Origin of the sequence: Bradyrhizobium sp. 142, from assembly GCF_023074015.1 — a bacterium.
GTDB lineage: Bacteria > Pseudomonadota > Alphaproteobacteria > Rhizobiales > Xanthobacteraceae > Bradyrhizobium.
Map to the genome: position 1 here is coordinate 1 of NZ_JADPKQ010000111.1, position 23,816 is coordinate 23,816.

Consider the following 23,816-nt stretch of genomic DNA (forward strand, 5'->3'; position numbering starts at 1 on the left):
ATGCGGTGCCGACCAACAGTCGGGCGCTCAGCGCCTTCCGCTTCTTCGTCATCGAACTCTGGAGACGCACGCTCCGGCGCCGCAGCCAGACCGATGGCATGAGGTGGGAGACGATCAGTCGCCTCGCCTGTGACTGCCTCCCCAGGCCCAACATCCGTCATCCTTGGCCGCGAGCACGCTTCGCCGTCACTCACCCGAGGTGGGAGCCGTATGCGGGAAAGCCGCACGTACGGATCTGTGCGGGGGCGCTCAGCAATGAGCGTCCCTACCGCGACCGCTGCGCTCGCAATGACGATGGGGATGGACCCATTCGCCAAACCCCGATCGTCGTCCCGGCGTCTGTTGCTGCGCCCGAGATTGTAGGGTGGGCAAAGGCGCTTAGCGCCGTGCCCACCATCGTGCGGCAGTTGCGTTTGTGATGGTGGACACGCTTCGCTTGGCCCCACCCTACGGGATCGAGTTTGGCCGCCCCGTCCCCTCATTCAACAAACACGCCACGTGGTGCCCGTCGCCCGCCTCCATCAGCGCCGGCCGCTCGATCTTGCACCGTTCCATCGCAAACCGACACCGGGTGTGAAACGCGCAGCCCGAGGGCGGATTGACCGGGCTCGGCACGTCGCCGTCGACCAGCGGTGTGAGCTTTTTGGCGAGCGGGTTGGCGATCGGTACCGAGGCGAGCAGAGCCTGCGTATAGGGATGGCGCGGATTGCGGAACAGCTCGTCCTTGTCGGCGATCTCGACGATGCGGCCGAGATACATCACGGCGACGCGGTGGCTGATATGGGCGACCACCGCGAGGTCATGCGCGATGAAAAGGTAGGAGAAGCCGTGCTGCCGTTGCAAATCGATCAGCAGGTTGATCACCTGCGCCTGGATCGAGACGTCGAGCGCCGAGACCGGCTCGTCGCACACGATCAGGCGTGGCCCGAGCGCAAGCGCGCGGGCAATGCAGATACGCTGGCGCTGTCCGCCGGAAAACTGATGCGGGAAGCTGCGCATCTGGTCGGGCCTTAGGCCCACCTGCTCGAACAGCTTTGCGGTACGTGCCTCCAGTGCTTTGCCGCTGGCGAGACCATGCACGGCCAGTGGCTCGCCGACGATGTCACCCGCGGTCATGCGCGGATTGAGCGAGGCGAACGGGTCCTGGAACACGATCTGCATCGAACGACGATGTGGCCTGAGCTGCGCCTTGGAGAGACGGGTGATGTCCTCGCCGTCGAGGCGGATCTGCCCCGAGGTCGGCTCGACCAGCCGCAGCACGCTGCGCGCCACCGTCGACTTGCCGCAGCCGGATTCGCCGACCAGCCCCAGTGTCTCCCCGACACCCACCGAGAACGAGACGCCGTCGACTGCGTGCACGGTGCCGACCTGCCGGCGCAGCACACCGGCGCGCACCGGATAGTGCTTTGTCAGGTCGGTGACTTCCAACAGCGCTCCGGTCATGCCACCTCCGCGACTTCGGCTGCGCGCCAGCAGGCGGCGAGATGGCCGCCGCCCCAATCGGCGAGCGGCGGATACTCGGCCTCGCAACGCTTGATCGCGAGCTTGCAGCGCGGCGCAAAGGGGCAGCCGGGCGGTAGCCGGACCAGTGACGGTACCGTCCCGGGAATTTCGTTCAGTCGCGCCTGCGCGGCAAGACCAGACGCCGGCACCGCCGGGATCGAGGCCATCAGCCCGCGCGTATAGGGATGCTTTGGCGCGGCAAACAGCGCCTCGACGCTGGCTTCCTCGACCTTCTTCCCCGCATACATCACGATGACGCGCTGCGCCGTCTGGGCGACGACACCGAGATCGTGCGTGATCAGCACGAGGCCGGTGCCGAGCTCTCTCTGAAGGTCGAGGATCAGTGCCAGAATCTGTGCCTGGATGGTGACGTCAAGCGCGGTGGTCGGCTCGTCCGCGATCAGCAGCGCCGGCCGGCAAGCCAATGCCATCGCGATCATCGCGCGCTGGCGCATGCCGCCGGAGAGCTGGTGCGGATATTCCCTTGCGCGCCGCGCCGGTTCGGGAATGCGCACCAGCCGCAGCATCTCGACTGCGATGTCCTGGGCCTCCCGGTTCGGCATAGCCCGGTGCAGCCGCACGGCCTCAGCGATCTGGTCGCCGATCCGCATCACGGGATTGAGCGAGGTCATCGGCTCCTGGAAGATCATGGAGATGCGATTGCCGCGGATCGCGCGCATCCTTGTCTCGTCCAGCGCCAATAATTCGGTGCCTTCGAGCGTGACGGAGCCGCCGACGATGCGCCCGGGCGGATCGGGGACGAGCCGCATCAGCGACAGCGCAGTCACGCTCTTGCCGCAGCCGGATTCGCCGACGATCGCCAGCGTCTCGCCGCGCCTGACGGTGAACGAGACGTCGTCGACCGCCTTGAACAGACCGGAGTTCGTGAAGAACACCGTCTTCAGGTTCTTCACCTCGAGCACGAGATCGGTTGCTTCTTTCATCAGCCGCGCTGCCGGGGATCGAGGATGTCGCGCAGGGCGTCGCCGAACAGATTGGCGCCGAACACAGCGAGGCTGATGGCGACGCCCGGGAAGATGACCAGCCACGGCGCGGTGCGGACATATTCGGCTGCGGATTCCGACAGCATCCGGCCCCAGGATGGATAGGGCTCGGGAATGCCGAGCCCGAGGAAGGAGAGCGAGGCCTCAGTGAGGATGGTCGAGCCGAGCTGGGCGGTCGCAAGCACGATCAGCGGCGCCAGTGTGTTCGGCAGCACGTGGCGGAGCGCGATCCGTACCTCGCTCATGCCAATCGACTTGGCGGCTTCGATGAAAGGCAATTCGCGCAGTGCCAGCGTGTTGGCGCGGATCACGCGCGCGACCGTCGGGATCAAGGGAATGGCGATCGCGATGATCACGTTCGGCAGCGACGGGCCGAGCGCTGCCGTCATCACTAGCGCCAGCACCAGCAGCGGCAGCGCCTGGAGGACGTCGGAGACGCGCTGGAACACCAGATCGACCCAACCGGCGAGATAGCCGGAGGTGAGCCCGACGATCACGCCGATCGTGCCGCCGAGCGCGGTCGAGCCGATCCCGACCGCCAGCGAGACCCGCGCGCCATGGATGATGCGGCTGAACACGTCGCGGCCGAAGGAATCCGTGCCCATCCAGTGCGCCAGGCTGGGGCGCGCCAGCGCGCGGGCGGAATCGATCGTCAGGGGATCGTAGCGTGCGATGAAGTCGGCGAAGATCGCCGTGAACACGAACAGAGTCATGATGACGAGTCCTGCCGCGCCCAGCACATGGCGCTGCGCCAGGAACAGCACGCGCCGCCAGCCGCCAGTCGCGTATGCACCGGCCCGCCTCAGTTCGAGATCATAGTCGATAGAGACCAAGCAGAGCTCCTAATCCGTGTACCTGATCCGCGGGTCGAACACCGCGTACAGCATGTCGACGATGAAATTCGCGCTCACCACCACGACCGCGATCAGCATCACGAGGTTCTGCACGATCGGATAGTCGCGCCAGCGGATCGCCTCGACCAGGAAGCGTGCGACGCCGGGAATGTTGAATACGGTTTCGGTGACGATCAGGCCGCCGATCAGGAACGCAGCCTCGATCCCGATCACGGTGATCACGGGCAAAATCGCGTTCTTCAGCGCGTGCTGATAGTTCACGGCCGCGTCGGACGCACCTTTCGCGCGCGCGGTACGGATGTAGTCCTGGCGCAACACCTCCAGCATCGAGGAGCGGGTAATGCGCATGGTCAGCGCGGCGCTGCGGAAGCCGACGGCGGCGGCGGGCACGGCATAGGTCGCGAAAGCTTCTAGATATGTCTGCGGATTGGGATTGAAGATCGGCATCTGGCCGAACATCGCCACCGATGCGGTGAGAATCAACAGGCCGAGCCAGAACGAGGGCAGCGACAGGCCGCTGAGGCTGACCACACGCAACGCGTAATCGAGCCGCGTTCCCTGCTTGACCGCGCTGATGACGCCGAGCGGAATGCCGATCGACGCGGAAAACAGTAGCGCCAGCCCGGCGAGCCGCGCCGTGATCGGGATCCGCGGCAGGATTTCCTGCAGCGCCGGCTTCTCGGAAACGTAGGAATAGCCGAAATCGCCGCGCAAAAAGCCGCCGATCCAGTGCAGATATTGCACCACCACCGGCTGGTCGAGACCAAGCTCTTTTTCAAGGTTGGCTTTGTCGGCCGGATCGACATACCCGGCCGCGGCAAACAGGATGTCGACGATGTTGCCGGGCACGATGCGCAGCAAACAGAAGATGACGATCGAGATCCCGAACAGGGTCACGAGCATCAGGAACAGGCGCCGTACCAGATAGGCAAACATGTCTCGCCTCCCGAGCTCGTCAACGGCCTGCGTTACTTGTCCATCCAGACGTCCTCGTAGCGATAGCCGTTGTAGGAGCTGTTCGACATCACGGTCACACCCTTGACATAGGGGTGCCAGCAAGTGCCGGCGCGCGCATGGAAGATGATCGGGCGCGCGACGTCCTCCTGCAACTTCTTGTCGATATCCCACACTAGCTTCTTGCGCTTGTTGAGGTCGGTCTCCTGCGACTGCACGTCGAACAGCTTTTCGATCTCCTTGTTGCAGTAATTGGTGTAGTTGCGCTCCGAACCGCAGGAATAGTTCTCGTAGAACGACTGGTCGGGATCGTCGACGGCGCTGCCGGTCAAGTTGAGGCCGAGCATGTAGTCCTTGCGCGCGATCTTCGGGAACCAGTTTGCGGTCTCGACGACGTCGAGCTCGCCGTCGATATAGATGCTCTTGAGCTGGTCGATCAGGATCACCGCAGGATCGCGATATTCCGCGAGGTTGCGGGTGGAGACCTTGACCGCAAGGTGCTTGTCAGGGCCGTAGCCCGCCTTCTGCATCAGTTTGCGCGCCTCCTCGCGGCTGGCGTTTACATCCGGTCCATAACCGGGAATGCTCTCCAGCATGTCCTTTGGCATGCCCCACAGACCCTGCGGTGGCGGCAGCATCGTGCCGCCGATATCGGCCTGCCCTTCGAACAAGATGGAAACGAAGGCCTTGCGGTCGAGCGCCATCGCCATGGCGCGGCGGATATCGATGTTATCGAACGGTGGCGCGGACGAATTGACGATGATGTTAGTCGAGACGTTGGTGGGCTCGACCCTGCAGACTGCATTCGATGACTGGGATTTCACGTCCTTCAGCAGCGGGATCGTGATATGCGTCGGGAACGTCATGTCGAATTTGCCGGCGACGAAGGCGAGGATGGCGGTCGACCGGTTCGGGATGATGGTGAACTCGATGCCGTCGAGATAGGGCCGACCCTTGCGCCAGTAGTCGGGATTGCGGACCAGCTTGATCGATTCATTGGCCTTGAACTCGATGAACCTAAACGGGCCGGTGCCGATCGGATGGGTACGCATGTCGCCGGGCGAGACGTGGCAGGGATAGACCGGCGTGTAGCCCGAGGCGAGCAGCGCCAGCAGCGAAGGCTGCGGCCGCTTCAAATTGAAGGAGACCTCGAAATCACCGTTGATGGAGACGTCGTTGACCTGCTCGTACCAGGTCTTGCGCGGGTTCTGCCGGAACTTCTGCTGCGACTTGCCCATCAGCATGTCGAAGGTGCATTTGACGTCCGCCGCGGTGAACGGCTTGCCGTCGTGCCATTTGACGCCCTGCCGCAGCTTGAATGTCAGGGTCTTGTTGTCATTCACCCAGGCCCAACTCTCTGCGAGTTCCGGCACGATGGTGTCCATGCTATTCTGCGCTACCTCCTGCTTGTAGATGACGAGGTTGTTGAACACCGGCATGAAGGGAACATTGATCGAGTAGGTCGCGCCTTCGTGGATCGAGGCATTGCCGGGGCTGTCGCGGTGGTACATCCGCAAAATCCCGCCCTGCTTGGGCTCGCCGGCCAACGTGATGGTCGAAAACGCCAGCAAAGATAGCACCGCCGTCGCGGCGAGCGCCCACACGCTCCGCATCCTCGTCCTCCCTGGACTTCCGCTTTTTGGGCCTTTTGCGGCCTGTTAGGGCGAACGATAGCGACGCAGGCGCAGCGAGGCAACCGGCAAGGCCGGCTGCCTCCTCGACAATTCGGATGACGGAAGGACGAAGGCTACGCTCTCATCATGTCAGGGTGCAGATGCGAAGGGCTTGCGGAATTACACCAGCCGCAACACCACCGCCCCCAGGGCGCCGGCCCACAGCACGATGCTGGCGATGCCCTGGATCGCAAAGCCCGGGCCGCGCTTGGCGGCAGCCTTCGAATAGCCGATGAAGTAGACGATGCGGCCGATGATCCAGACCGCGCCGATTCCGGCTGCGGCCGCATCGCCGATATAGATCGCAAACAGCCAGAGTGACGGCAGGAAGATCGGCATCCATTCCAGCGTATTCATCTGGATGCGGAAGGCGCGCTCGAAATCCGGGTGTCCGGACATCGCCGGGACCTTGATGCCGGTCTTGGTGCGCGAGCGCGACACGTTGATGCTGGTGAAGAAATAAAACACGATCGCCAGCAGCGTGACGAGGGCGGTAAGGTGATACATCGCTAGTTCCTTGAAAGGGGATCGCGGTTCAATACCCGGTCAGCTCAAGATAGCCAACGCCATCATGCGTACCGGCAAAACTGATCGGTCCTTCCCAGTAGGAGAAGCCGGTCCCCATCCATGCTCTTGCATTGAGAGGTTTGCAGACAATCGAGAACGATCGCGACGGGATCGCGATCTGCCATTCCAACGGGAGCTTGCGTCCTGCGACCTCTACCGTCGCCTTCGGGGTCATCTGGATATCGTTTCCCGCGATCATTTGCGTGCGGCCGTCTGCGTTGATCCAGTTGCCGAATGGATAATGTCTGCCGTCCTTCTGGCGCAGCCGGTACAGCATCAGCTTGTCGCCGGAGGCGAGATGCAGCGACAGCCAGTCCCAGCCGGTCTGGTCAGCGTCGAGCGGCTGGCTGCTCCATTCGCGGTCCATCCAGGCCTGGCCCGTGACATCGACCGGCTTGTCGTCAATCGTAAGGGTGCCGCGCGTGCGAAAGAACGGCTGGCTGTAATAGTAGGACGCTTGCCCGCGCTCGGATTTGCGGCTGAAGCCGCCGTCACCCTGCAGCACCACCGGTCGGTCGGCTTGCAGCGTGAGCGCGTAGCTAAAGTCGGTGCCTGAAGCCTTCAGCGTCAGCGGCGACAAGGTGCGATCGTCGGTGCGCTCGGTTCCCTTGATTTCCCAATCGTCGATCCAGGCCGCGAACGGCCTAGCCGTGACGCCGGCCTGTCCGACGCCGCCGCGCGAAAACAGCTCGTTGAAACGGTGGGTATCGGCGCGCGTCATCGCGGCATGCCCCATCCAGAGCTGCTGATTGGCCCAGCCCTCGCCTTGCGGCCCCGGCTGCGTCGCCTGTCGGAACAGCGTCCATTGCAGGCCGCAAGCCGCGCCGTTGCTATCGACGAGGTTCGCCGTCAGATACCACCATTCGATGCGGAACTCCGGATGCGGCCCGTGATCGGCCGGAAAAGTAAACAGCTTTCCTGGCGCGACCTGCGCAAAGCCATCGGCTGTCTCGCCGAGCCCGGCATAGCCCTGCGCACCGGCACGGCGCGCGAGGGTGAGCGCAGCGATGCCGCCGGCAAAGACGCGCCGCGAAATTCTGTCAGCGCTCATTGGCAAACACCTTGACGAGGTTCGCCGGCTGCATCCGCGCCAGCCGCAAAACCGGCAGTGCTGCAGCAAGCAGCGAGGCGACCAGCGCGACTGCGACCAGCTCGACCAGTTGCAGCGGAAACACATGGAACGGCAGTCGCCAGCCGAACGCCTTCACGTTGACGATCGCAATCAGGCACCAGGCCACCAACAGCCCGAGCGGTACGGCGAGCAGCGCCGTGAACAGTGCGACCGACAGCGTCTTGGTCAGTTCGATCGCGGCGAGGCGTGGCCGCGTGATCCCGATCGCCCACAGCGGCGCGAGCTGCGGCAGGCGGGAATTCGCCAGCGTCAGCAGGCTGGTCAGGAGCGCAATGCCGGCCACGCCAAGCGTGAAGGCGTTCAACGCCGACGTCACGGCAAAGGTGCGGTTGAAAATGCGGATCGATTCGGCCTTCACCGTCGCCTGGTCGGCGACGCTGCGCTCGTCGAGCGCAAACTGCTTCTGCAATGCCGCGATCAATCCGGCAATCTTGTCCCGCGCGACGATGAGGCCGATCCGAGTCTGCGGCGTCTGCGGAAACTGCCGGATCAGCGCCGCGACATTGACCGCCAACTGTCCCTTGGGATTGCCGTAATCGGCGTAGATGCCGACGATGTCGAGCTCCCAGGTCCCGCCCGGTGCCGGCACCTCGATGACATCGCCGAGGCGGACGTTCATGCGGCGGCTCAGTTGCTCGCTGATGAAAGCGGCATTGCCCGGCACGAGCCGGGTCCAGGCGCGCGGCGCGGCCTCAAGCAACGGCCAGCGCTCGCGATAGAGCGCATGATCGGGAAGGCCGAGCAATTCCACCGGCTGGCCCTGAACCTGCGTCTCGGCGCGCCCGCCCGACAGGATCGCCTGGACCTCGGTGCGGTCCTTCAACCAGTCTCGGATCGCGACACCTTGCGCATTGTTGGATGCGCTGATGTAGACGTCGGCCGCGAGCCGGCCATTGAGCCAGCCGACAAAGGTCCGGCTGAAGGTTTCAACCATGGTGGAGACGCCGACATTGACGGCGAGCGCCAGCAGCAGCGCCATCAGCGCCAGCGACAATCCGGAGAGCTGTTGCCGGCTGTCCGCCCAGAACCATCGCGCCAGCGGCCCCCGCGCGGTGCGCTGGCCCACAAGCAGGATGATTTCGAGGAAAGCCGGCAGGATCAGCGCCGCGCCGAACATCAGGGCCGCCAGCACGCCGAAACCAGCAATCAGCGATTCGCCGTAGCGAAGCAGCAGCAGCGCGACTGCGAACACGGCGCAGGCCGCCGCGCTTTGCAGGATCAGCCAGCGGCGCTGCCTCTGCTGCCAGGCATAGGGCTGCGCCGTCGCCAGCACCGGCATCCGGAACGCCTTGATCAGGCTGGTCGCGGCCGCCACCATCGCGCCGGCGACGCTGATGCCGATGCCGGCGAGCCACCATTCGGGCCGCAGCGTGAGCTGCCCCGGGATCTGCGCGCCATAGAGCCCGCGCAGCGAGGCCGCGACGTCAGGCAACAACGCAGCCGCGATGAAATAGCCGCAGGCGAGCCCGATCAAGCCGGCGACCAGCGCCAGCGCCATGAGCTCGACCACCACGACCGTGTTGACCAGCCGCGCCGACGCGCCGCAGGCCCGCAAGGTGCGCAGCATCGGCAAGCGCTGCTCGAAGGCGAGGCCGACGGCCGAGTTGACGATGAAGAGGCCGACGAAGAACGACAACAGGCCAAATGCAGTGAGGTTGAGATGAAAGCTGTCGGTGAGGCGCTCCAGCTCCGTCTCCGCGTTCGGCTCTATCAGCTGCAACTGGTCGCCGACGATGCTTGCAAGCGGCGCGGGCCTGCCCTTCGGCTTCCCGATCAGGAGCCGCGACACCTGATCCGGTTTGTTGAGCAGACGCTGCGCCACACCGATGTCGACCACCAAGACCTCGGGGACCAGCTGCGGCAGCACGCGCAGCGGCGGCAGTTTTGCGCCACTGCTGATCGAGGGGGCCGCGCCCTCTTGCTCTTGCAGGTCCGTCAGCGTCTCCCGCGCCACCAATGTCTGGCCGGGCGATGCAACAAAACTGCTCAAATCCGAAGCTCCCAGGCGCGGCGCGTTGCCGACATCAGCTGGCAGCGTCACTGGCTCGATGCCGAGCAGCCGCAGCGAACGTCCGTTGATCTGGACGCGCCCTTCCAGCACCGGCGAGACCGGCCAGCCCGCGCGGCGGAGCTTGACGAACAGGTCCTGCGAGAAGGTTGACGCATTCGGCGCAACCAGCATCGCCGTGCGTACCCCGCCGAAGGTCGCCGCGGCGCGGTCATAGGCGCTGCGGGCCTGTTGGTTGATTGCCTGCACGCCGCTCCACAGCGCGGTCGCCGCGACCAGTCCGATCAGGAGCGTCGCGAACTGCATCTTGTGCCGCCGCCAATGGCTGAGCAGCACCGCGAGAACCCACAGCACCCGTCTCATGCGATCCGTCCCGCGTGCAGGACGACGTGGCGGTCGAGCGTGCCGGCCAGGTGCAGGCTGTGCGTCACCATCAGGAAGCCGCACGCGGTGCGCGCAACGAGGTCGCGCGCCAGCGCCAGCACATCGTCGGCGGTCTCCTCGTCAAGATTGCCGGTCGGCTCGTCCGCGAGCAGCAGTGAGGGCTTTGTCGCCAAGGCACGGCCGATCGCGACCCGCTGCTGCTGGCCGCCGGACAATTGATCGGGATAGCGCTTGAGCAGGCCGGCGAGCCCGAGCCGTTCGACCAATTCCGTTGTCCAGGCCACATCGTGCCGGCCGGCGATCCGCGCCTGGAAGGCGAGATTGTCCTCGACCGACAGGCTCGGGATCAGGTTGAACTGCTGAAAAACCAGGCCGATCCGGTCGCGCCGCACCGCCGCGCGGCCCGCGTCCGACAGCTTGGTGATCTCGGTATCGTCCAGCCGGATCGAGCCGCCATCGGCGGCGTCCAGCCCGGCGATCAGGTGCAACAGCGTGCTCTTGCCGCTGCCGGATTCGCCGGTCAGCGCCACGCGCTCGCCGGCCCTGAGGTCGAGGTCGACGCCGCGCAGCACATGAACCGGTTCGCCGGCCGAGGAGAAGGTCTTGGAGAGATTTTTGATGCTCAGCACGATCAATGGCGCCGGACGGAATTAACGGGAATGCTGCGTAGCACACTTGACGTGGAAATGCCGGGTTGCGTTGACATCGAAGCCGTTGTTAGCTCCAGGAAAGCCAAATCATAAAGTGCCAAATAAGACAGACGGGGAGAAGCATGAGCGCTCAGGGAACGCCCAAAGCGGCGGACAAGACGGCGGGGATGTCCAAGCCAACACCGAAGGGCGCCTGGACCGTTACCTTTCTCCTGTTTCTGTTCATGCTGGTGAACTTCGCCGACAAGATCGTCGTCGGTCTCGCCGGCGTTCCGATCATGACCGAGCTGAAGCTCGAGCCGGAGCAGTTCGGCCTGCTCGGCTCGTCGTTCTTCTTCCTGTTCTCGATTTCGGCCATCGTGGTCGGCTTCATCGTCAACAAGGTGCCGACGCGCTGGGTGCTGCTGACGCTCGCCGTGATCTGGGCGCTCACTCAGTTCCCGATGGTTGGCACCGTCAGCTTCACCACACTCGTGATCTGCCGCGTCGCGCTTGGCGCCGGCGAGGGGCCGGCGGCTTCGGTCGCTATGCACGCGATCTACAAATGGTTCCCCGACGAGAAGCGCACGCTGCCGACCGCAGTTCTCTCGCAGGGCTCGGCGTTCGGCGTGATCCTGGCCGTGCCGGCACTGAACTGGGTCATCGTCAACCACTCCTGGCACTATGCCTTCGGCGCGCTCGGAATCGTCGGCCTGATCTGGGTTGCGGCCTGGCTCGCGCTCGGCAAGGAGGGCCCGCTGGAGGATACCCAGTTTCTCGCGGCGAACGAGCCGAGGATCCCCTATCTTCAGCTCCTCACCTCACGCACCTTCATCGGCTGCGTCGCCGCGACCTTCGGCGCCTATTGGGCGCTGTCGCTCGGGCTCACCTGGTTCACGCCCTTCATCGTCAAGGGGCTCGGCTTCTCGCAGAGTCAGGCCGGCTTCATTTCGATCCTGCCTTGGGTGTTCGGCGCCACCATCGTGATCCTCACCGGCTGGATCTCGCAGGTGATGATGGCGCGTGGCTCGACCACCCGCATTGCCCGCGGCGTGCTCGGCTCGGCGCCGCTGGTGATCGGCGGCCTGATCCTGGCGATGATGCCGCATGTCCAGGGCGCGGGTTTCCAGATCGCCCTGCTCGTGGTCGGCACCGGCCTGTGCGGTGCCATCTATGTGGTCTGCCCGCCCATGCTCGGCGAATTCACTCCGGCCTCGCAGCGCGGCGCGGTTCTCGCGATTTACGGTGCGCTCTACACGCTCTCGGGCATTATCGCACCCGCCGTCATGGGCACCGTGATCCAGCGCGCCGGAAACATGGTCGACGGCTATATGACCGGCTTCACCATCAACGCCGTGATCATGGTCGGCTCCGGTCTGCTCGGCCTGTTACTGCTGTGGCCGAACACCGAGCGCGCCAGGCTGACCGGCACCCGCGTCACGCAGCCAGCCGCACTGAAGGGCGTGGTGTCGCCGACGTGAGATAGGCGAGGCTGCCGCCTCATACATAGCTGTCGTCCCGGACAAGCGCAGCGAAGCGGAGCGCCGATCCGGGATCCATAACCACAGGGAGCAGTTTGGCGAAGGCTCGCAGTTACCAGCTTCGCGCCGTAACTACTCCCTGTGGTTATGGGTCCCAGCCTTCTGTGGTTATGGGTCCCGGCCTTCTGTGGTTATGGGTCCCGGCCTTCGCCGGGACGACGATTTGAGTTTGTGGCGAGCCGGTGGGCTCAAGAACCGCCTTTCGCCCGCCGCTCCGTGAACGGCGACAGCACCACCGTTGCCAGCATGAAGATCACGGAGGCGCCGAACACCCAGTGCGGGGCGCTCTGGTCCATGATCCAGCCGAACAGCAGCGGGCTGACGATGCCGCCGAGATTGAACCCGGTGGAGACGATGCCGAAGGCGCGGCCCGCAGCGCCCGGAGGCGCCGCATTGCGCACCAGCATGTCGCGCGAGGGTGCGATCACGCCGGAAAGGAATCCCGCGACCGTCATCGCCGCCGTCAAAGCCCAGCCCGGCAGTGTGACCAAAGCAATCAGCAGCACGATCGCCGCGTTCGCGGCAAAGCAGGCCGCGGCGACGTAGCCGTGGCGCTCGGTGTGGTCGGCGAGGAAGCCGCCCGCCAGCACCCCGGCGGCGCTGGCCGCGAGGAACGCCGTCAGCGCGACGTTGGCGGCCGAATAGGAGGCGCCGTAGCCGCTCATCAGGGCGACCACGCCGAAATTATTGATGCCGGCAACGGACAGGCTGAGCAGCATGAACAGCATGGTCAGTGTGACCAGGGCCGGTGTGATGACGGCCTGCCTCGGCTCGGCCGCGTTGCCCGGCTTGTTCCTGTTTGCGCCGGCATCAGGAATGTTCATCCAGAGCAGCAGCAGCGCCACCAGCACGCCGATCGCGCCCGAGACGATCAGCGCGCCGACGCCGCCGAATACAATGACCAGCGCTGCGACGATCGCCGGCGCCACCGCGCCACCGAAATAGCCGGCAAAGGTGTGAACCGAGAAGGCGCGGCCCATCCGCGCCTCATCCATGTGCTCGGCCAGGATGGCGTAATCGGCGGGGTGATAGACGCTGTTGGCGAGCCCGAGCAACACGGCGGCCGCGATCAGCGAGATGTAGCTCAGGTGCAGGCCGAGGATGATCAGCGCAAGCCCACCCAGCGTCAGCCCGCCCAGCAGGATCCTTCGCGCGCCAAAATGGTCGACGAGATAGCCTGTCGGGGCTTGTGTCAGTCCAGAGACGACGGCCAGGACGGTCAGCGCGAAACCGAGCTCGATATAGCCGACGCCAAGCTGGGTCTTCAGGAACGGGAACAGCACCGGCAGGACCAGCAGATGAAAATGGCTGACCCAATGCGCGATCGAGATTCCGGTCAGCGTGCGCAGCGCGCTGTCCGCCTTGCCTTGTTGCGGTGCGGCGAGAACGTCGACCATTGCACTACCATTTCACGTCCAGAACGGAGCGCAAACTATCGGGGACAGCGGTTATTTGTCCATGAACGCAGGCGCATGGCAGCTAGTGCGGGGCAGGCCTTATCCCGCGTTGACCCGGCGAATACCGGCAGGTTGCTTGGGCACGCTGCATCCCATCGTCGTCCTGGCGAAGGCCAGGACCCATTACCCCAGGGGGTTGTTTGGCGAAGACTCGTCGTCCGGTATTGCGACCGATCACAATTGATGGATCACGCGGTTATGGATCCTGGCTTTCGCCAGGATGACGGCGGAGAGCGTTGCGCGATCGCCAGTCAAGACGCAGCACTCAGCGCGCTCACAACGGCTCGTCATCCGGGCCGTAACGATCGCGCTTCGGGGTGGCGATGTCGCCATCCTCGTAATCATTGTCGGTATCGTCGCGCGGGGGCGATGGCTTTTTCGCCTTGTCGTCCGCCTTTTTGGGCGGCTCGCTTGGTTTGGCGGTCCTGGCCATGGCTCTCCCCGGATGGTGATGCGTCATCCGCTTCTAGCCTGAAAATATGTGCGTTCCCTGACTTATCTCAAGGGGACGATGACGTCAGCCCTGCATGACCGGCCCACCGGCCTTTTTCCAGGCGTCGATGCCACCGGCGATGTGAGCGGTGTTGGAAAGGCCGGCATCCTTGGCGGCGGCCACCGCCATCGCAGAGCGCTCGCCGAAGGCGCAGAAGAACACAACGCGGCGGCCGGTCGCCGCCGCGACCTCACGCAGCATGCCCCCGGGCTTCAGGCTCTCCTCGACGGAAGGATAGGGCGTGTGCAGCGCGCCTTCGAGCGTGCCGTGCTTGATCCGCTCATTGGTCTCGCGCAGATCGACCAGCAGGATGTCGGGACGGCCGAGCGAGCGGATCGCCTCGATCGCGCTGAGCGCGCGGCCCTCCTTCTCCAGCTCCTCCTGATGCAAGCCGACATGCATGTTGGCGGGCACCGCGACGTCCATCATCTTCGGATTGGGCAGCTTCAGATTGGCCATCAGCTCGATATATTCGTCGACCGAGCGCACCTGGAGCCGCGGATTGTAGCGCTTCTCCTCGCCTATAGTGGAGACGGTGTCGCCCTTGTAGTCATGCGCTGGGAAGACCATCGTCTCGTCCGGCAGCTTGAGCAGGCGGTTGAAAATCGAATCGTACTGCGCGCGCGATGAGCCGTTCTGGAAATCGGTGCGGCCGGTGCCGCGGATCAACAGCGTATCGCCGGTGAAGACGCGGTCGCCCATCAGATAGGAATAGGAATCGTCGGTGTGGCCGGGCGTGTACATTACGTCGAGCGACAGTCCCTCGATCGTCACCTTGTCGCCGTCGGCAACCCGCATCGCCACCACGTCGGCCTTGGTCTGGTCGCCCATGACGGTCATGCAATGGGTGCGGTCGCGCAACTCGCCGAGGCCGGTGACGTGGTCGGCATGCAGGTGAGTGTCGACCGCCTTGACCAGCTTGAGGTCGAGCTCGCGCAGCAGCTGGCAGTAGCGATCGACCTTTTCCAGCACGGGATCGAGGATCAGCGCCTCGCCGCCGGGGCGGCTCGCCAGGACGTAGCTGTAGGTGCCTGAAACGCTGTCGAAGAGCTGGCGGAAGATCATGGCAACACCCGGCGCGAACTGATTTCCAAGATTTTACTACGGCGTGGGCCGGGAAGAGAAGCAATTCACTGTGCAAGCAATCAACTTTAGAAGATTTTTGTTGCTGGGTGACGAGCTCCGGCCGTGCCCCCAAACTCGATGTCGTCCCGGCGAAGGCCGGGACCCATAGCCATAGGGAGGAGTTTGGCGAGGACTCGTCGTTCGGTACGCTGACCGCCCTCCATCGATAGATCACGCGGTATGGGTCCCGGCCTTCGCCGGGACGACGGGGCGAGAGATCGCCCTACGGCCTCACCAGCGTGTAGCCATTCTCCGCCAGGAACAGGATCTGCCCGACCCCGACCTGCACCGGCGTGGCCGCGGGGATGAACTCCGGCCGCTTGCCGGACTCCCGCTCGATCGTGTCGACAGTGTTGAGGCAGATGTCGAACCGCACGCCCTGTGCGATCAGGCTTTCGACCTGCTTGCGGCGGTCGTTGCCGGCGAGCAGCAGGTCGATGCCGGGGCCGAAGGCCACGATTTCGATCGCGACCTTGTCGGGATCGTAAGCCTTCAACAAATTGTTGGCGATGCTGAGCACCAGCGCCTGCTTCTTCGCATCGCCGTCGGAGAGCTGGAGTACGACCTTGTGTTCGGCGAACGGCTTGTCCTGGAGCGGCACCTGCTGGGCCGAAGCCGGTGCGATCGCGGTCCAGGCCAACAGCGTCAGCATCATCGCGCCAAATTTTTGCGAACGCGTCATCCCTGTCCTGCAATGCCCGGGTTGTCTTCGACACCCCTGAGCGTGACGCCGGAGCCGAGCCGCTCCGGCGGCATCAACCGGCCCGTGCGGAGATATTTGCCGACGACATCCCACACCGGCGCGCCCTGCTGGCCGTTGACCGACGCCCAGCCGGCGACCTTGTAGCGATGGTTTGCGTTGAGCGACTTTCCGTTGCCGAGCTTCAGCTCGGAGATGCGGCTGCCGATCGCGGCCGTCGGCGTGCAGGTATAGGCAAGGCCGCCGGCGCGAACCATGTCGCCACCCTGCTGATAATAGGGATCGGCGTTGAAGAGGTTGTCGCAGACGTCTTCCAGCACGTCCTTGATCTGGCCGCCCGTCATCTCCTGGACGTACGTTTCGGGATAGCTGATCGCCGTTTGCGCGAGCACGTCCTCCATGGTCAACCCCTGGCCGGACAGCGTAGTGACACCCCAGCGGAAGCCCGGCGACAGCGCAATTTCGGCATCGAGTTCGCTGCGCAGCGCCGTGCAGATCAGCTCGTCGACGGGCCCGGAAAAATTTCCGCGCCGATAGAGCAGGCGGTCCGGCGTGGCGATTTTCTCCAACCAGTCCGCCGCGTACGGTGCGCGCAGCCGGCCGATCAGCTCGGCCATCCCAGGATCGGGCTTGAGCAGTTCGGAATAGATTGGCAGCAGATGATACCTGACGTCGCTGACCTTGCCCTTGTCGAGCGCGAGATCGAGCACGCCTAGGAATTTCCCGTTGGAGCCGGCATTGGTCACGAGCGTAGTGCCGCCCGCATTCTTCACCGCGACCGGCTGCGGGATCGCGTCGTGGGTGTGGCCGCCGAGAATGACGTCGATGCCGGTGACGCGGCTTGCGAGCTTGAGGTCGACGTCCATTCCGTTATGCGAGAGCAGGACGACGGCATCGACCTTGTCGTGTCCGCGCAACGCGTCGACAAGCTTCTGCAATTCCTCCTCGCGGATGCCGAAGGTCCAGTCCGGCGTGAACCGCTTTGGATGCGCGATCGGCACGTAAGGAAAGGCCTGGCCGATGATCGCGACGCGATGGCCGCCGAGCTCCTTGATGATCGACGGCTTGAACACGCGGCCCGTCGCCTTGTCGAAGGCTTGAGCGTCGTTGAAGGCGGCTTCCTCGGTCAGGAAGACATTTTGCGCCAGAAACTCGCCCTTGAAGCGCTCGAGATTGTCCCGCAGCACCTGCTCGCCAAAGGTGAATTCCCAATGCCCGGTCATCGCCTCGATGCCGAGCAGGTTGGCGACCTCGACCATGTCGCGGCCCTGCACGGTGTTGGCAAGGCCGGTGCCCTGCCAGAGGTCGCCGCCATCCACGAGTAGGGTGTGCTTCTCGCCGACGTCGCTGCGGAGGCGATCGACCAGCGTCTTCAGATGGGAAAAGCCGCCGAGCTTGCCGAAGCGGGCGGCGGACTTCTCGAACTCGAAGCAGGTGAAGGCATAGGCATCGGCGCTGTCGGGCCGGATTCCGAACCGGTCGAGGAAGGCGCGGCCGACCAGGTGCGGCGGCTGTCCCATCATCTGGCCGATGCCGATATTGACGCTTGGCTCGCGAAAGTAGATCGGGTTGAGCTGCGCATGCGTATCGGTGATGTGCAGGATCCGCGCGTTGCCGGAGCGCTCGATGTCGTAGATGCTCGCAGCGTCAGCGCCGCGCGCAAGCCGCGGCAGCCCGGCCGAGACGGCGGCAACGCCTGCACCCTTCAGGAAATCGCGGCGGCGGATGGCCATCTCGAACTCGACGCGCCCTTAATGATCGCAACACAGTTCCAATGAAGAACAGTCTAGCGGATTTCCATTGCCTTCCAGGCTTCTTTTTCGGATGCCGCCTGGAAGATCGATGCCTTCGCCAGCGCCTCGGCCTCTTTCGCCGCGGCAAATGCGCGGTCGAAATCGCCGCCGTCGGCGGCTTTCCTGGCCGTGGCCAGCGTCGAGACGGTCGTGGTCCATTGGTGGCGCAAGGAGGCTGCCTCCTTCGATGCGGCTTCTGCGGCGGCATAGGCCGCCTTGTAGTCCGCCTCGGTTGCCGCGCGCGCGGGTGACGCGAGGCTCAACGCGAGCAGCATGGCGAGGGGAAGTGACCGCTTCATGGCCGCGCTCCCGGTCCGGAAATCGGCAGGCCGTTGGCGACGTAGGAGAGGAAATACTCGACGTCGCGATATTCATCCGCCTGCGGTTCCAGCGGAACCGCGCGGGTCTGGCTGTTGCAGGTGATGAAGCGGCGGCTGGTCGTGCCCATGCCGCTCCATTCGGAGCGGTAAATCGGCATCGCGTTCAGGATGCCGAGTGCCGGCGCCAGTATCTCGGCGCGGATGCGCTCGCCGGGGCTCTGCACATGGCAGCTGGCGCAGGAGAAATTCATCTGGCCGCGCCGGGTGTAGAAATAGCGTTTGCCGTTCTCGAACGCCGCGAGCGCACGGGGGTCGTCCGGGATCTGGATGTCCATCGGCTTGCCGCGCGAGGTAAAGGCCATGTAAGCGGTCAGCGAGGCCATCTCGTCCTTGACGTAGGAGTAGGGCGCCTCGCCATTGGCCTCGCGGCAGCGGTTGAGCGCGAGCTCCAGAGTGACGACCTTGCCTTCTTTCTCGTCGAAATAGGGGTAGTTCTGGCGGATGCCGATGCCGCCATTCGGGAAGCAGTCGGCATAGCTCTTGCCGTTCTTGAACGGGGTGGCGAACATCTCCTTGCCGGCATCGAGCGCGAACTCGTAGGGCGGGAATTCCTCCTTCTCCCGCCACTGCCGCTTCATGTCCTCGTTCATGGAATAGGGACCGTTGACGAAATCCTCGTGCTTCACGTTCGGAAACTTCTGGAAGAAGAAATTCTGGAACGCTTTTGCGTCGGCGACAGGGTCAACCTTGTCTGCTGCAACCACACGCGGCGATGCAAGAGCAAGCGCCGCCAGTGCGACGAAGGCTGAACCGAGCAGGATAGTAGCGCGCCGTGTCATCACGAAATCTTCGCGGTGGCCGTGTCCGACGCACCCTTGTTGTCGGTCCAGGAAACCTTGAGGTCGTCGCCCTTCTTGGCGCCCTTGAAGCTGAACTTGACGTAGGGGTCTTTGGAAACCGCGGTGCCCCATTCGGCGACGAAGACGTCCTTGCCGTTATGTTCGAACTTCAGCTCCTGGATGAAATGCGCCGGGATCAGTTCGCCCTTGGCATCCTTGACGAAGCCGGTATCCATCGGGTGCTGGATCAGCGCCTGCACCTCAGTGATGTCGCCGTTGGCGGTGGCGCGGACGCGAATGCTGGATGCCATATCGAACTTCCTCGCTTAACCGCCGCAGCCGCCGACGGTGACTTTCACTTCCTTGGTCGCGCTGTAGAGCTTGCCGTCGGCTTCCACGATCGCGGTCACGTTGGTGGTCTTGGCCATCTTCAGGCGGTTGGAGACGCTCGCCATCGTGCCGTCAGGTATCCTGTAGGACGCCGCCAGCGCATTCGGATTCTCCGCCACGAAGAACGAGATCGAGGTCACCTTGTCGAGCGTCGTCGTCACGGAGATCGGCACCACGCCGCCGTTCTCGGCGATCTCGGGCGCATCTAACTTGACCTTGTCGGAGGGCTCGGCGTTCTTGCCATAGAGCGCCTTGATCGCCTCCGCCTCGCTCTTCTGCTTGAACGCCTCTTCCGGATATTTGTCGTTGGCTGCGGCGCGCGCGGGGGCTGCGAACGGCAAATTGCCGAGGCCGAGCAGCGCGACCGAGGCCGCGCCCTGAAGGATCAGGCGCCGTGTCGCGAGAGCGGGGTTGTGCATCTCAAATCTCTCCTGGTCGATCTGCCGGGCCGGCGGTCACAGGGTTTGCAGGAAATCGACGATCGCGCTGATCTCCTGTTCGGTCAAAATCCGGTTCCGGCCGAACGGCGGCATCATCGACTGCGGGTTGCGCTTGGTCTCGTCGAACAGGATCGCGACCAGCTCGTTGCGGTCGGGGTATTTCGCCTTGATGTCCTTGAGCTCCGGCCCGATCGTCCCCGGCAGGTCGCCGTCCTTGATGACATGGCAGGTCAGGCAATTGCCCTTGCCGCGGTCGAACGCGAGCTTTTGGCCGTCGGCGACAGTGGATTGCGCCAGCGCCGGGCTCGCGGCGAGACCCGCGACGATGGCCAGCATGAACAGCAGGGGCTTCCGGGACAGTGCGGTCAAGGCGTCATTCCAAAGCGTCATTCCATGGCGTTATGTCGATGATCTCGTGCGCGGAAATAGATGCGTTCCAAAGCACAAAGGGCATCGTCTGACAATCAAGACTATGCGCGCGGCAAAATGGAGTTAATATCTTCCGCATTACAACTAAAGAGATTATTTGTTCAGGGATTCGGTCCTTGGGCGCAGGCCGGTGATTTTGGAGCGTTCGGGCGCTCATTCTGTTTTCATTTTCGTTCTCCAGTTTTCAGGGGATTCAATTGGCTGACTATGTCTTTGAATTTGGCAGGGACGGCGGCCGGGTCGAGCCGGACGGGCGGCTCGATGCGCCGGCATTTCATCGCAATCACGAGCCGATCTGGGCGGCCCTGGAAAAGCACCTCGCCGGGACGTCGGGCAACGTGGTCGAGGTCGGCAGCGGAACCGGCCAGCACGTGGTCCATTTCGCCCGCCATACGCCCGGCCTGATCTGGTGGCCGAGCGACCTCAACCAGCGGCATCTCAAGAGCATCGAGGCCTGGCGCGTCCATTCCGGCCTGCCGAACGTCCGCTCCCCGCTGCGGATCGATCTGTCCGATCCGCACTGGTGTCCGGAGATGGCGAGCGGCCAGGGGCCGACAAGTCTTGCGGCCGTGTTCTGCGCCAATGTGATCCACATCGCGCCATGGGACGTGGCCAAGGGCCTGTTCGCCGGCGCCGGCCGCTATTTGCGCGCCGACGGCAAGCTGTTCCTCTACGGCCCGTTCAAGCGCGACGGCAAGCACACCGCCCTCAGCAATGCCGTGTTCGACACCTCGCTGCGCGAAGGCAATCCCGACTGGGGCGTGCGCGACATCGGCGATGTCGAGGAACTGGCGCGAGGCGTGCGGCTCACATTGATAGATACGATCGAGATGCCCGCGAACAATCTCATGCTGGTGTTTGAGCGGGGTTAAGCTGCGGCGTTGCTGCGAACCTGCCCGGCCTCGCGGTTCGAGATGCGCCGTAAGGCGGCGCTCCTCACCATGAGAGTCCAAAATCTCGCCGCGAAACGAGACCTCATCCTGAGGGCCCGCCCCTAGGCGGGCGTCTCGAAGGACGAGGCGCACGCTCAGGCAGCCGCTACCGCTCCGGGCTGGCGCGCTCGAACTGGCGCAGCAGCTTGTTGCCGCGTTCGACTGCGGAATCGAGTGCTCCTTGCGCGCCCTTCTGGCCCGAAAACGCCTGCTCCAGCTCATCCTCGATGGCGCCGCGGATCAGGACGAAGGAGCCGAGCCGGATGCCCTTCGAATTCTCCGTCGGCGGGTGCAGCGTGACCTCCTCGAACGAGATCGCCGAGCCCGGATTGCGCTCATAGAAGCCCTGCGCGCGCGTCAGCTCGAAGGCGGCGCGGGTGATCGGCAGATAGCCGGTGTTCTGGTGCCAGGCCGCCTGCACGCCGGGTTGCGACAGATAGGCGAAGAACCTCGCCACGCCCTTGTACTCCTGGCGCGGCCGGTCCCGCAGTACCCACAACGTGGCGCCGCCGATGATCGAGTTCTGCGGCGCATCCTTCACGTCGGGCCAATACGGCATCATGCCGTAGCCGATCTCGAACTTCGAATTCGCCTTGATGTCGGCGCGCGTCGCCGAGGAGCCGATGAAGATGCCGCATTCGCCGTTCTGGAAGCGCGGCTCGGCCGACTGCCCGCGGCCGCTATAGTCGAACAGCTTTGTCTTTTGCCATTCGGCGAGTTGGGCAACGTGTTTGACGACGACCGGATTGTTGATGGTCAGCTCGGCATCCAAGCCGGCAAAGCCGTTCGCGCGGGTTGCGAGCGGCAGGTTGTGAAACGCCGAAAAGTTCTCGATATGAATCCAGGACGGCCAGGACGTGGTGAAGCCGCAGACCGCGCCGCGCTCGCGCAGGCGCTTTGCGGCGGCGCCCAGCTCCGGCCACGTCTTCGGCGGCAGATTCGGATCGAGGCCCGCATCGCGGAACATGGTCTTGTTGTAGTACAGGATCGGCGTCGACGAATTGAACGGGAACGACAAGAGATTGCCGGCCGCATCGGTGTAGTAGCCGGACACGGCGGGAAGATAATCGCCCAGCGAAAACGGCTCGTTCATATCCCGCATCATGCTGAACACGGGATAGATCGCGCCCTTGGCCGCCGTCATGGTGGCGGTGGCGACCTCGTTGACCTGGACGATCGCAGGCTGACTGCGCGAGCGGAAGGCGAAGATCGCCGCCGTCACCGTCTCGGTGTAATTGCCCTTGTAGCTCGGCACGATCCGGTAATCGGACTGCGAGGCGTTGAAGTCGGAGGCGAGCTTCTCCAGCTGCCGGCCGAGCTCGCCGGACATGGCGTGCCACAGCGCGATGTCGGTGGCGGCGCGCGCCGGAGTGGCCAATGAGAGAGACGCCAAGGAGAGGGCCGCGAAGGCGGCGGCGATCTGCAAAAGGCGCAATGCTGAAGTCACGTTGGCTCTTCCCGTGTCGCGCGGAAAAAGGCGACCGATCCTGCTTAAGGCGCGGCGTTTGCGGTTTCAACCGGGAATGAGCCCTGGCCGCGCCGCACAATCGCGCCGCGGGGCGGACCGGGATGGCCTTCCCTTTACCATCTGCTAGATTGCATTGAACCTTTTCCTTCCGCCATAGACTCCACCACTGAGGGGTTGAGTGTGCCAGTGTTGAACCGTGCCGAACGCTCGCGGACCGGGGTGGTTTTCGTCGTGCTGCTGCTCGCGATGTGCGGGGCCGGCGCCGTTGCGCGCGAATTTCGCGCCGCCAACACCCAGACCGAGGATTACCCGACCGTCCAGGCGCTGCGCTACATGGGCGCCTTGATCGCCGAGCGCACCAAGGACCGGCTCGAGATCAAGGTGTTTCACTCCCGCCAGCTCGGCGAGGAGAAGGAGACGATCGAGCAGACCCGGGCCGGCGCGATCGACCTCAACCGGACCAATGTGGCCCTGATCGGCAATTTCGTTCCGACGATGAACGTGCTCGCCATGCCGTTCCTGTTCCGGTCCATCGAGCACATGCAGAAGGTGCTGGACGGGCCGATCGGCAGCGAGATCCTGAACAGTTTCGAGCCTTACGGCTTCGTCGGGCTCGCCTTCTACGGTTCCGGCGCACGGTCGATCTACAACGCCGTCCGGCCGGTGCAGGGCGTGTCCGACCTCAAAGGCCTGAGGATCCGGGTGCAGCAGTCGGAGTTGATGAGCGAAATGATCCGCTCGCTCGGCGCCGAGCCGGTCGAGCTGCCCTATGGGCAGGTGCTGACGGGGCTCGCGACTCATTTGATCGACGGCGCCGAAAACAACTGGCCATCCTTCGTGACGACAGACCATTACAAGCATGCCGGCTACTACACGCTGACCGAGCACACGATGAGCCCCGAGGTGCTGGTGATCTCGCTCAAGGCCTGGCGGAGCCTCGCAGTGGACGACCAGCAGATCTTCAGGGACGCCGCGCTACGCTCCAGCCGATTCATGCGCGAGAAGTGGCGCGACCTCGAAGAGCAGTCGCAGCGTAAAGCGCAGGCCGCCGGCATCGCCGTCGTCAAGGATATCGACCGCAACCCGTTCGAGGACGCGATGGCGGCGATCTACGCCAAGGCGGCACGCGATCCCGCCGTGGCCGCGCTGATCGAACGCATTCGCAAGGTGGAGTGAGCCGA

23 protein-coding genes are annotated in these 23,816 nt (G+C 64.3%); 3 read left to right on the forward strand and 20 right to left on the reverse strand.

Going from position 1 to position 23,816, the window contains the following annotated elements; translation table 11 throughout:
- Positions 1–447: 447 nt before the first annotated feature.
- From IVA82_RS11430 to IVA82_RS11470, 9 genes are all read right to left on the reverse strand, one after another.
- The gene (locus tag IVA82_RS11430; protein ID WP_247389092.1) at positions 448–1,443 is read right to left on the reverse strand and encodes a dipeptide ABC transporter ATP-binding protein; all 996 of its coding nucleotides are present in this window, start codon (positions 1,441–1,443) and stop codon (positions 448–450) included.
- Positions 1,440–2,447, reverse strand: coding sequence for an ABC transporter ATP-binding protein (locus IVA82_RS11435; RefSeq protein WP_247389093.1), 1,008 nt, complete (start codon positions 2,445–2,447; stop codon positions 1,440–1,442). The genes IVA82_RS11430 and IVA82_RS11435 overlap by 4 nt, the downstream gene beginning before the upstream one ends.
- Positions 2,447–3,340, reverse strand: coding sequence for an ABC transporter permease (locus tag IVA82_RS11440; protein WP_247389094.1), 894 nt, complete (start codon positions 3,338–3,340; stop codon positions 2,447–2,449). Before IVA82_RS11440 ends, IVA82_RS11435 begins: the two co-directional genes overlap by 1 nt.
- A gap of 9 nt (positions 3,341–3,349) precedes the next feature.
- The gene (locus tag IVA82_RS11445; protein ID WP_247389095.1) at positions 3,350–4,297 is read right to left on the reverse strand and encodes an ABC transporter permease; all 948 of its coding nucleotides are present in this window, start codon (positions 4,295–4,297) and stop codon (positions 3,350–3,352) included.
- A 32-nt stretch (positions 4,298–4,329) separates the two neighbouring features.
- Positions 4,330–5,928 carry an ABC transporter substrate-binding protein gene (locus tag IVA82_RS11450; RefSeq protein WP_247389096.1) on the reverse strand — a complete coding sequence of 533 codons (1,599 nt, stop codon included), beginning with the start codon at positions 5,926–5,928 and terminating at the stop codon, positions 4,330–4,332.
- Positions 5,929–6,108: 180 nt separating this feature from the next.
- Entirely contained in the window at positions 6,109–6,495 is a 387-nt protein-coding gene (locus IVA82_RS11455; RefSeq protein ID WP_247389097.1) for an MAPEG family protein, read from the reverse strand.
- A 28-nt stretch (positions 6,496–6,523) separates the two neighbouring features.
- Positions 6,524–7,606 (reverse strand): lipocalin-like domain-containing protein, encoded by a 1,083-nt coding sequence (locus IVA82_RS11460; RefSeq protein WP_247389098.1) that lies wholly within the window; start codon positions 7,604–7,606, stop codon positions 6,524–6,526.
- Entirely contained in the window at positions 7,596–10,058 is a 2,463-nt protein-coding gene (locus tag IVA82_RS11465) for an ABC transporter permease (RefSeq protein ID WP_247389099.1), read from the reverse strand. The genes IVA82_RS11460 and IVA82_RS11465 overlap by 11 nt, the downstream gene beginning before the upstream one ends.
- Positions 10,055–10,708: an ABC transporter ATP-binding protein gene (locus tag IVA82_RS11470; protein ID WP_247389100.1), complete on the reverse strand. Its 654-nt coding sequence runs from the start codon at positions 10,706–10,708 to the stop codon at positions 10,055–10,057. The genes IVA82_RS11465 and IVA82_RS11470 overlap by 4 nt, the downstream gene beginning before the upstream one ends.
- 143 nt (positions 10,709–10,851) lie before the next feature.
- Here IVA82_RS11470 and IVA82_RS11475 point away from each other — a divergent pair, with 143 nt between their 5' ends.
- The gene (locus IVA82_RS11475) at positions 10,852–12,189 is read left to right on the forward strand and encodes an MFS transporter (protein ID WP_247389101.1); all 1,338 of its coding nucleotides are present in this window, start codon (positions 10,852–10,854) and stop codon (positions 12,187–12,189) included.
- Positions 12,190–12,437: 248 nt separating this feature from the next.
- Here IVA82_RS11475 and IVA82_RS11480 read toward each other — a convergent pair whose 3' ends face one another.
- The 10 genes from IVA82_RS11480 to soxX all read right to left on the reverse strand — a co-directional run bounded on the left by IVA82_RS11480 (position 12,438) and on the right by soxX (position 20,175).
- Positions 12,438–13,646, reverse strand: a complete 1,209-nt coding sequence (locus IVA82_RS11480) for an MFS transporter (RefSeq protein ID WP_247493304.1) — start codon at positions 13,644–13,646, stop codon at positions 12,438–12,440.
- 334 nt (positions 13,647–13,980) lie between these two features.
- Positions 13,981–14,139 (reverse strand): hypothetical protein, encoded by a 159-nt coding sequence (locus IVA82_RS11485; protein ID WP_247389103.1) that lies wholly within the window; start codon positions 14,137–14,139, stop codon positions 13,981–13,983.
- Between the two features lie 84 nt (positions 14,140–14,223).
- Positions 14,224–15,264, reverse strand: coding sequence for an MBL fold metallo-hydrolase (locus IVA82_RS11490; RefSeq protein ID WP_247389104.1), 1,041 nt, complete (start codon positions 15,262–15,264; stop codon positions 14,224–14,226).
- 283 nt (positions 15,265–15,547) lie between these two features.
- Positions 15,548–16,006 carry a hypothetical protein gene (locus IVA82_RS11495; RefSeq protein ID WP_247389105.1) on the reverse strand — a complete coding sequence of 153 codons (459 nt, stop codon included), beginning with the start codon at positions 16,004–16,006 and terminating at the stop codon, positions 15,548–15,550.
- A complete protein-coding gene (soxB, locus tag IVA82_RS11500) occupies positions 16,003–17,757 on the reverse strand; it encodes a thiosulfohydrolase SoxB (RefSeq protein ID WP_247389106.1) in 1,755 nt (584 codons plus the stop codon). Before soxB ends, IVA82_RS11495 begins: the two co-directional genes overlap by 4 nt.
- A 53-nt stretch (positions 17,758–17,810) precedes the next feature.
- Positions 17,811–18,116: a hypothetical protein gene (locus tag IVA82_RS11505; RefSeq protein WP_247389107.1), complete on the reverse strand. Its 306-nt coding sequence runs from the start codon at positions 18,114–18,116 to the stop codon at positions 17,811–17,813.
- Positions 18,113–18,976, reverse strand: a complete 864-nt coding sequence (gene soxA, locus IVA82_RS11510; protein WP_247389108.1) for a sulfur oxidation c-type cytochrome SoxA — start codon at positions 18,974–18,976, stop codon at positions 18,113–18,115. Before soxA ends, IVA82_RS11505 begins: the two co-directional genes overlap by 4 nt.
- The gene (soxZ, locus tag IVA82_RS11515; protein WP_247389109.1) at positions 18,976–19,287 is read right to left on the reverse strand and encodes a thiosulfate oxidation carrier complex protein SoxZ; all 312 of its coding nucleotides are present in this window, start codon (positions 19,285–19,287) and stop codon (positions 18,976–18,978) included. Before soxZ ends, soxA begins: the two co-directional genes overlap by 1 nt.
- 15 nt (positions 19,288–19,302) lie before the next feature.
- The gene (gene soxY / locus IVA82_RS11520; protein ID WP_247389110.1) at positions 19,303–19,785 is read right to left on the reverse strand and encodes a thiosulfate oxidation carrier protein SoxY; all 483 of its coding nucleotides are present in this window, start codon (positions 19,783–19,785) and stop codon (positions 19,303–19,305) included.
- Positions 19,786–19,821: 36 nt separating this feature from the next.
- Positions 19,822–20,175 (reverse strand): sulfur oxidation c-type cytochrome SoxX, encoded by a 354-nt coding sequence (soxX, locus tag IVA82_RS11525; RefSeq protein WP_247389111.1) that lies wholly within the window; start codon positions 20,173–20,175, stop codon positions 19,822–19,824.
- A 257-nt stretch (positions 20,176–20,432) separates the two neighbouring features.
- Here soxX and IVA82_RS11530 point away from each other — a divergent pair, with 257 nt between their 5' ends.
- Positions 20,433–21,107 carry a DUF938 domain-containing protein gene (locus IVA82_RS11530; protein WP_247389112.1) on the forward strand — a complete coding sequence of 225 codons (675 nt, stop codon included), beginning with the start codon at positions 20,433–20,435 and terminating at the stop codon, positions 21,105–21,107.
- Between the two features lie 166 nt (positions 21,108–21,273).
- Here the strand turns inward: IVA82_RS11530 and ugpB are convergent, their stop codons facing one another.
- Positions 21,274–22,614 carry a sn-glycerol-3-phosphate ABC transporter substrate-binding protein UgpB gene (gene ugpB / locus IVA82_RS11535; protein WP_247389113.1) on the reverse strand — a complete coding sequence of 447 codons (1,341 nt, stop codon included), beginning with the start codon at positions 22,612–22,614 and terminating at the stop codon, positions 21,274–21,276.
- Between the two features lie 201 nt (positions 22,615–22,815).
- On the opposite strand from ugpB, the gene IVA82_RS11540 reads away from it, so the two are divergent.
- Positions 22,816–23,811, forward strand: coding sequence for a TRAP transporter substrate-binding protein (locus tag IVA82_RS11540; RefSeq protein WP_247389114.1), 996 nt, complete (start codon positions 22,816–22,818; stop codon positions 23,809–23,811).
- Positions 23,812–23,816 lie beyond the last annotated feature (5 nt).